The following is an 8,682-nucleotide window of genomic DNA, read 5'->3' on the forward strand; positions in this document are numbered from 1 at the left end:
CTCGAGTCGAAGTCCTCAGGCTCGCTTCCTGGAACGCACCGGATCACGGCCGCCTCCTCCATCGCGAGCGACGACCCACCGGGGCCAGAACGGATCCTGCTCCGGGAGCAGGCGTCGCAGTTCGGCGTCGATTTCCTTCAGCGTGCCCAAACCCTCGCGCTCGCCTCGCATGTAGGCCTCGGCGGCTTCCACCGCGCGTTCAGCCTCCCAGGCACGCGCCTGGGCCAGCCCCATGACAGGCGACGTCAGCCAGTCATTCGCATCCCCCTGTTTCGCCCAGGGGAGATGCCGCAGGCGCACCTGCTCCTTTTCGAGCTGGAAGAGGAAGAGCGCGTCCTGCGCCTCGTCGAAGAACGGCTCCAGGGAGGCCAGCACCAACGGGGAGTGGGTCGTCAGGAACGTCTGGACGGACGTCTCGCTCGCGAGGCCGTCGATGACCTGGATGAGCGAACCGACGATGCGGCGCTGCCACAGCGGATGGAGGTGGGTCTCCACCTCATCCACCAGCAGGATGAATCGGGGATCCGGCGCCTGCCCGAGGAACTCCGAGGCCTGGAGGTGCTCATGCCACGCCCAGACGACGAGGTAGGCCAGGCCCAGGATGCGGCGCATTCCCGCGGAGGCATGCACCACCGGAATGGTGCCGTACGGCATGTCGAGGGTCGGATAGTTCTGGACGTCCTCGATGGCCAACCGCATGGGCCGCCCTGGGCGGATGGGCTCGTCGCGAGGGGACAGCTGCTCCAGTGCCCGCTTCAACATCTGGAAGGGTGACTGCGCGGAACCATCGTCCTGCAGCTGCCAGGTCAACCAGTCCCGGACGAGCCCGTTACAGACCGTCGTCCCCTCGTACTTCAGGCCATCCCAGAGGTCCTGGGGCGAGAAGTGGAAGGCGTCCGGCCTGCGAGGCGCATCCGGATCCGCGCGCGACGTCTTGTGCCAGTAGTTCCGTGCGGGGTCCCAGACGGAGAAGCTTCCATCGACGCGCGCATAGACTGTCAGGCCCGGCATGCTCGGGCGCCCTTCTGGCCAGGGCCACAGCTGCCGTTCCGGGTCGAAGTCGCTCGTCTTGTTCGATGCCCGCCGCGCCTTGCCCGTCAGCGTCCAGTCAATCCGGCGCCGCCGCGCGCCGCGATGAGGCCACGCGGGGAGACCCGGCCAGGTCCCGGTCAGGCTCCACCACGCCACGTCGAGCAGGAAGCTCTTTCCCAACCCGTTGTCGCCCGTCAGGACGTTCAACCGGGGTGCGAACTCGACGTCCAGGCGAGGCGCGGGGCCGACCCCCTGAAGGTGAAGTTCTCGGAGCATGCGCCGACACTTAGCGCATCCCGTCCGCACCGCCCACTTCCAGAAGCCTGGATGGAGGGGGAACATCCATCCAGCGCACACCTGCCCCACCCTCCACGCTGCTACACTCTTCAGCCTCCATGGCCAACCAGGATTGGGTCTCGCGCCTGCTCACCGGGCGTGCGTCGGCGGACAAGGGCCTCAGCGTCCACCTCTCCGAGCGCGACGGCGGCAGCCTCCACGACAAGATGCGGCAGGCGTATTGGTGGATCACCAACAACGCCGTCATCTGCCCCTACTACGACATCGAGTTCGGCGGCACCGCCGCCCTCAAGAACACCGCCGGGGACGAGGTCCACCTCCCGGAGGACATGAGCTACAGCTCCTTCGTCCTCATCCCGCTGCTCACCCTCTTCACCTGCCGCCGCGCCCTGCTCGTGGGCGGACCGGGCCGAGGAAAAACCACCTCCGCCATCCTCATGGCCCTGCTCTCCGGCATGGGCCGCGAGGACGTCCACCGGGGCATCCAGCGCGGCCACCCGCAGCTGTCCATCGCGGACCTGCTCGGCGCGCCCCTGCCGTCCGACATGCTCAAGGCGGAGGACCTGTCCGCCGTGAAGGTCAGCTGGCGCAAGTGGATTGGCCAGCGCGTGAAGATCATCGACGAGTACAACCGCATCCCCACGAAGACCCAGTCCGCCTTGCTGTCGCTGCTGGGCGAGGGCTACGCGGAGATGATGGACCAGTACGTCTACACCGGCCGCTCGTCCTGGTTCCTCACCGCCAACGACGACCAGGGCGGCGGCACGTTCCAGGTCATCGAGGCGCTCAAGGACCGCCTGGACGTCGTCGTGCGCGCCGTGCCCTTCAACTCCGGCTTCGTGGACACGCTCCTCCAGCGCATCGAGTCCGACAAGTCCCCGGAGGAGCTGCTCCCCAAGGACATCGTCTTCACGCCCGGCGAGCTGGAGAAGGCCTACACCTCCATCCTCGCCGTGGAGGTGCCCAAGGGCGTGCTGGAGCGCGTGGCCTTCTTCCTGGGCCAGCTGGACTTCTGCCGCATGGCGTCCCCGCGCTTCGAGTTCAAGCACAAGGACACGCTGAAGCTCGCGGGCCAGACCGTGTCCGCCGTGTGCAACGAGCAGTGCCCTCTGGACAAGAAGGTGCACCTCTGCACGCAGACGGAGAACGGCACCAGCGTGCGCGCGTACCAGACCATCCTCCACTTCGCGAAGGCGCTCGCGTTCTTCCGCGGCCACCGCGTGACGGAGCTGGAGGACTTCCGGCAGATCATCCCCTGGGTGCTGCACGAGAAGCTCACCCCCAACGCGCGCAGCCCCTTCTTCGAGGCGAAGGGCAACAAGCTGCTGCTCCAGGACCGCGTGGCGTGGATCCGCAACATGTTCGACATGGCCATGGCCCGCTACGGCACGCACGCGCCCGTGCGCCAGAAGGTCGCCGCCCTGCGCGCGGAGCTGGACCTGGGCCTGTCCGGCGTGGACCTGCGCACCACGGAGAAGCGCCTGTCCGCCGTCACCGTGCTGATGAATGACCTGATGACCCGTCAAGAATTGTCCGGCCCGGTGTACGAGGACCTCATCCACTTGAAGTCCCTCTACAGCCGCTACCGCAACTACGCGACGTGGCTGAAGGAGAACCCGGGCGGTCAGGGGAAGCAGCCATGAGCGAGTTCGTCGACGACCTGGAGAAGGAAGCCCGCGGCCGGTTCGTGCGCTGGGACCGCGCGCTGTGGAGCGCGTTCCTCAACGGCCCGGTGGTCCGCATGGGCCGGGGGCTCGCGAGCGGCGACGCAGCAGCGGGAGAGGAGCTCCTGCGCGACTACCTGCGCCTGGGCGCGGAGGGTATCGGGCTGGGCTACATGTATCCGGCGTCCGCCGGGCGGGAGAACTTCTTCACGCTCGCGTGGCGGGACCTGCTGCCCGGCCTGTTGCCGGACCTGCGCCAGGAGGAGCGGGCCGCGGCGCTCGCGCGCGTGTGGAACCTCAGCGAGAACCTGGAGTCCGCGCCGCCGTGGGTGCAGCGGCTGTTCTGCCGCCTGGGCGCGAACCTGTCCTCGCTGGAGGACCTGGAGGGCCACCTGCACACCATCGCCAACGAGGCGATGGAGCCGCCGGACAAGGCGCTGGGCGACACATCCACCGCGCAGTGGGTGGACCTGTCCCAGGAGGACGCGCGCTTCATGCCCGGGGAGATGCACTTCCTGGCGCCCGCCGTCGTCTGCGTGCACGACCGGCACCGCGCCACCGCCGCCGGTGGACGCGACGCCGCCACGCAGGGCGTGTGGCTGGTGAAGAAGCCCGTGCTGCTGGGGCCCATGGGCTGCAACGAGCGGCTGGAGCCCGCGACGGGCAAGCCCTCCAAGGCGCTCACCTCGCTGGCGCAGCGCGACCCGCGCGCGGGGGACTGGTACAGCACCCAGCACAACGAATGGCGCGCGGTGGCCACGATGCACACGTCCCAGTGGCTGGCGGTCATCCTGCCGGCATGAGCGCGGGCGCGGCCTTCACCCCGGAGGAGGTGGAGCGGTGCTGGCGCGACGCGCTGGCGCTGTGGGACGTGCACGTGCAGCTGAGCCCTCCCGAACCGCACCAGCCCTTCCGGCCCGGCGAGGCCGCGCCGGATGAACCGCTCGCGTACATCGACCTGGGGCGCCGGCAGGTGTTCGTCCACTTCGACCTGCTGGTCCGCATGGGCGCGAAGGGCAGCCTCACCGCCGTGCTGGCCCATGAAATCGGCCACCACGTGCGCTTCCCGCACACGCTGGGGTGGGACGCGGAGCTGCGCGTGCTGGAGCAGCGCCTCATCCCGGGCCTGGGCCAGTCGCTCACCAACCTGTTCTTCGACCTCCAGGTGAACGAGTTCGTGGGGCGCACCCACGCGGAAGCGCTGTGCCAGGTGTACCGGGGCTTCCTGCGCACGCCGGACGGGCGCAAGAAGAACAAGAAGAAGAAGGACGGCGACGCGGGCGCGAGCGGGCCGTCCCCGCTGTTCTGCTTCTACCTGGCCATCTACGAGGAGCTCTGGCGCCGCGAGCCCGGACACCTGGTGCCCGAGGCCCTGCTGCCGAAGCTGGAGGAGGCCTACCCGGGCTTCCGCGCGCAGGCGCGCATGTTCGTGCAGACGTTCTACGCGCTGCCCGACCCGCGCCTGCAGTTCCTCTACTTCTGCGCCGCGTTCATCCGCTTCATCGACATGCCCTCCGAAGTGGGCTTCTGCATCCCGCTCGCTGGCGACGTCGGCGCTCCGGACGAAGGCGACCTGGACGCGGCGGTGCAGGCGGGCGGCCGGTGGCAGGACGCGCTGGACGAGGCCCGCGCCAACGGCTGGCTGGACGACTCGCACGACACGAAGGAGTCGGATCCGCTGGAGACCATCCGCCGCGCGACCGCGCACCGTCCCGGCGACGACGGCGGCAGGCTGCGGCGGGCGCTGGTGGGCCGCTACTACCGGCGGCTCGTGGATCAGCACATCCTCAAGCTGCCCACCTCGCCCTCGAAGCCAGAGCCCTACCTGCGCACGACTCCGGAGGCGTGGGAGTACGGCGACGACCCGACCACCATCGACTGGACGCTCACGGTGATTTCACAGGGGCACCTGGCCGCCGTGAGCCCGCTGCGCCGCGAGCTGGAGGCGGACCTGCCGCCGCCTTCGGACCTGGGCGTGCCCGCGCTGGAAATCTACCTGGACACCAGCGGCTCCATGCCCAACCCGCAGCAGGACCTCAACGCGATGACGCTGGCCGCGCAGGTGCTGTCCGCCTCCGCGCTGCGCAAGGGCGCCACGGTGCGCGGCATCATCTACTCCGCGGACAACCCCGTCGTGTCCCCGTGGATGTACGACGAGGAGGCGGCGCGCGACTTCTTCCTGCACTACATCGGCGGGGGGACGTGGTTCCCGGTGGAAGTCATGGAGCAGCTGTCCGAGGAGCGGCCGGACGCGCTGCGCGTCGTCATCTCCGACAGCGACTTCCTCTACAACATGCGGCAGGAGGGCGCGCTGCCGCGGTTCGCGCGCGGGATGAACCGGTCGCGCCGGGTGGTGGCCTTCCTCGCGCTGCCGGACGACGCGTCCGCGCGGCAGGTGCTGGCGCCGGTGCTGGGCAGCCCGCGCTTCCGGCTGGCGACCGTGCAATGGATGTCTGACTTTGGCCGTGCCGCCGCGGCACTGGCCGATGCCCTGTTGGAGAAATGATGGCGGTCTCGATTCCCCACCTCCGTGAGCAGCTGGCGGCCACGCCCATCGTGTCTCCGTATCCGCACGACCTGGCGGTGGCCATCGTCTGCGACACCTTCCGTCTGGCCAGCCAGCGGCCCCCGTCCCAGGCAGAGTGGGCGAAGCTGGAGCAGCGCCTGAAGAACCCGCTGTTCCAGGAGCAGGTGGGCATGCTCGCGCACGTGCTGGTGTCGTCCGACCTGCGCAAGAAGACGGTGCTCTACCTCACCGCGGACCGCACCCCGCAGGCGCGGCTCCAGCAGTTCTTCGAGGAGGTGCACCCCCTCACCGCGGAGATGATCCGCTCCAACGCCTTCCGCCAGGAGGAGTTCCTGCGCAAGTGGCTGGCGGCCGTGGGAGCGGACGTGGAGGGTGAAACGGAGGCCGAGTCCAAGCGGCGCCTCAAGGACCTGGACTACCGGCAGGCGGTGACGGACCTGCGCAAGGTGGAGGAGGCGCGCAGGAAGGAGGCGGACCGGCGCCAGGAGATGCTCCAGGAGGCCCAGCGCAAGGAAGCCGAGGCCCGGGGCTGGCGCGAGTGACGCTCGGGGTCGCGCCCAGGGCCCGCATCCGCCGCGACAGCCACACGCAGCGCCCGCACCTGCCGTGGGCGCTGGACGTGGCCGCGGGCCTCGCACGAAGCACGGCCACCGTGGACGAAGCCGCCGCCCGCGCGGAGCTGGAAGCGCGCCTGCCGGCCTTGCGTGACGCGCTCCTGGGCTCGCCCTACTACGTGCGCGTGCTGCGCGAGTCGGGCCTGCACCCGGGCGACCTGCGCCGTCTGGAGGACCTGCGGCACTTCCCCGCCCTGGACCGCGCCACGCTCGCGCGGCACTGGGAGGACGTGCCCACGCTGCCCGCCGCGTCCGACGAGTGCGTGGTGGTGAAGAGCTCCGGCACCACGGGCGACCCGGTGAACGTGCTGCGCGACCGGCGCGACTGCCTGCTCATGTGGGCCGTGCTGCGCTTCTTCACCGAGCGCACCCGCACCGTGCCCCCGCCGCGTCCGCGCGTGGTGCTGCTGGATGCGCTGCCGGGCGGACTGGAGTACTCGGTGCGCCTGCCGCTGTTCCACGACGGCGCCCTGCACCGCGTCTCCGTGCTGCGCGACGACGCGGTGGCGCGGCTGCGACGGGTGAAGGCCTCCGTCGTCTTCTCCGACCCGGAGGGGCTGCGCTGGCTGCTGGCCCATCCGGAGGTGCCGTCCCCCCGCCTGGTGCTCACCTCCGCGCAGCACCTGCCGCACGCGCTGCGCGACGCCTGGACAGAGGAGCGCGGCGTGCCGGTCCTCAACTACTACGCCGCCACGGAGACGGGGCCGCTCGCGTGGGAGTGCCTGGAGGACGCGAACCGGGGCCGCTTCCACGTGCTCACGCCGGATGTCTGGCTGGAGCCGGACGGGGACGAGGTGGTGGTGACGCGGCTGCGCCCCAGCGTGCTGCCGCTGTTGCGCTACCGGCCCGGAGACACCGGCACCGCGCGGCGCGACGCCTGCGCCTGCGGCTTCCACGGCTGGACGCTGACGGGCTTCGGCGGACGCGGGGCCTGCGCGTTCCACACGCCTTCGGGTCGCGCGGTGGACGCGTGGTCGCTGGCGTGGGTGTTCAAGCACCACCCGCTGCGCGCGTTCCGGCTGACGCAGGTGGCGCTGGAGCGCTTCACGCTGGAGCTCTCGGGCGCGCCCGCGGACAGCGTGGCGGCGCTGTGCGAGCGGCTCACCGCGGCGCTGCGCAACCTGGGCTGGACGTCTCCGGTCGTGGAGGCGCGCGGGGCAGAGGGGTTGACGCCGGCCGCCAAGCCGCTCCCCTTCCGTTGCGAGCTGCCGCTCCCTGGATGAGCCAGGCCTTCGCCCGGTCGTTTGCCCTGGATTCCCGCGCCTCGCGTGAAGATCCTCCCAGGGAGGGTACACCCGCACGGAGGACACATGGAGACTCGGAAGCTGGGCAGGCAGGGCCTCACGGTTTCGGCGCTGGGCCTGGGCTGCATGGGCATGTCGGACTTCTACGCGGGCCGTGACGACGCGGAGTCGGAGGCCACGCTGCTCCACGCGCTGGACCGGGGCATCACCTTCTTCGACACGGCGGACGCCTACGGCCCTGGCCGCAACGAGGAGCTGGTGGGCCGCGTGCTGGGCCCCCACCGCCAGAGAGTCATCCTGGCCACGAAGTTCGGCCTGGTGCGTGACCCGGCGAATCCCCAGTCGCGCGGCGTCAACGGCCGGCCGGACTACGTGAAGCAGGCGTGCGACGCGAGCCTGAAGCGCCTGGGAATGGACGTCATCGACCTCTACTACCTGCACCGCGTGGACCCGAAGACGCCCATCGAGGACACCGTGGGCGCGATGGCGGAGCTGGTGAAGGCCGGCAAGGTGCGCTTCCTGGGGCTGTCGGAGGTGAACTCGGAGACGCTGCGCCGCGCGTGCGCCGTGCACCCCATCACCGCGCTCCAGTCGGAGTACTCGCTGTGGAGCCGGGACCCGGAGGACGGTGTCCTCCAGACGTGCCGCGAGTTGGGCGTGGGCTTCGTCCCCTACAGCCCGCTGGGCCGCGGCTTCCTCACCGGCCAGTTCAAGCGCTTCGAGGACCTGCCGGAGGACGACTACCGCCGCCACTCGCCCCGCTTCCAGGGGGAGAACTTCCAGCGCAACCTCAAGCTGGTGGAGCACATCGACCGGCTCGCGAGCCAGAAGCAGTGCACGCCCGCGCAGCTGGCGCTCGCCTGGGTGCTGTCGCGTGGGCAGGACGTGGTCCCCATCCCCGGCACCAAGCGCCGCAAGTACCTGGACGACAACCTGGGTGCCGTGGACGTGAAGCTCACGAAGGAGGACCTGGCGGCCATCGAGTCCATCGCGCCGCCGGGCGTGGCCGCGGGCGAGCGCTACCCCACCACCATGCAGGGGTTCCTCCAGACCGACACCCGGAAGGAGACACGCTGACGGCGGGCCCCAGGCCCGTCCGCCCCGCGCATCCATGACCGCGCCCGCTCCGTCCCGCCCGCCGCATCCGCCGGTGCCCCCCTCCTCCCCGTCTCCGCGCGCGCCGGAGCCGTCCCAGAAGAACGGGGGCTCCGCGCTGCTGAGCTACGGGCTGGCGGCGGCGGGCGTCCTGGTGGCGTTTCTCGCCCAGCGGCTGCTGTGGCCGTACATGTCCAGCGCCCCGTTCC

At 70.5% G+C, this 8,682-nt stretch carries 7 protein-coding genes; 6 read left to right on the forward strand and 1 reads right to left on the reverse strand.

The annotated features are described in order from the left end of the window. Positions 1-15: 15 nt before the first annotated feature. Positions 16-1,308 carry an AAA family ATPase gene (locus tag D7W82_RS12175; RefSeq protein ID WP_120618501.1) on the reverse strand — a complete coding sequence of 431 codons (1,293 nt, stop codon included), beginning with the start codon at positions 1,306-1,308 and terminating at the stop codon, positions 16-18. Positions 1,309-1,427: 119 nt separating this feature from the next. Between D7W82_RS12175 and D7W82_RS12180 the strand changes: the two genes are divergently transcribed. The 6 genes from D7W82_RS12180 (at position 1,428) to D7W82_RS12205 (ending at position 8,455) form a co-directional block, all read left to right on the forward strand. Then, a complete protein-coding gene (locus D7W82_RS12180) occupies positions 1,428-2,972 on the forward strand; it encodes a MoxR family ATPase (RefSeq protein WP_120618502.1) in 1,545 nt (514 codons plus the stop codon). Then, a complete protein-coding gene (locus tag D7W82_RS12185) occupies positions 2,969-3,796 on the forward strand; it encodes a hypothetical protein (RefSeq protein ID WP_120618503.1) in 828 nt (275 codons plus the stop codon). The genes D7W82_RS12180 and D7W82_RS12185 overlap by 4 nt, the downstream gene beginning before the upstream one ends. Next, positions 3,793-5,499 (forward strand): VWA domain-containing protein, encoded by a 1,707-nt coding sequence (locus D7W82_RS12190; protein WP_120618504.1) that lies wholly within the window; start codon positions 3,793-3,795, stop codon positions 5,497-5,499. Before D7W82_RS12185 ends, D7W82_RS12190 begins: the two co-directional genes overlap by 4 nt. Next, positions 5,496-6,062 (forward strand): hypothetical protein, encoded by a 567-nt coding sequence (locus D7W82_RS12195; protein ID WP_233587440.1) that lies wholly within the window; start codon positions 5,496-5,498, stop codon positions 6,060-6,062. The genes D7W82_RS12190 and D7W82_RS12195 overlap by 4 nt, the downstream gene beginning before the upstream one ends. Continuing rightward, positions 6,059-7,357, forward strand: a complete 1,299-nt coding sequence (locus D7W82_RS12200; RefSeq protein ID WP_120618506.1) for an AMP-binding protein — start codon at positions 6,059-6,061, stop codon at positions 7,355-7,357. The genes D7W82_RS12195 and D7W82_RS12200 overlap by 4 nt, the downstream gene beginning before the upstream one ends. Before the next feature lie 87 nt (positions 7,358-7,444). Then, positions 7,445-8,455, forward strand: a complete 1,011-nt coding sequence (locus D7W82_RS12205; protein WP_120618507.1) for an aldo/keto reductase — start codon at positions 7,445-7,447, stop codon at positions 8,453-8,455. The last annotated feature ends 227 nt before the right edge of the window (positions 8,456-8,682 follow it).

It is taken from the genome of Corallococcus sp. CA049B (genome assembly GCF_003611685.1).
Classification (GTDB): domain Bacteria; phylum Myxococcota; class Myxococcia; order Myxococcales; family Myxococcaceae; genus Corallococcus; species Corallococcus coralloides.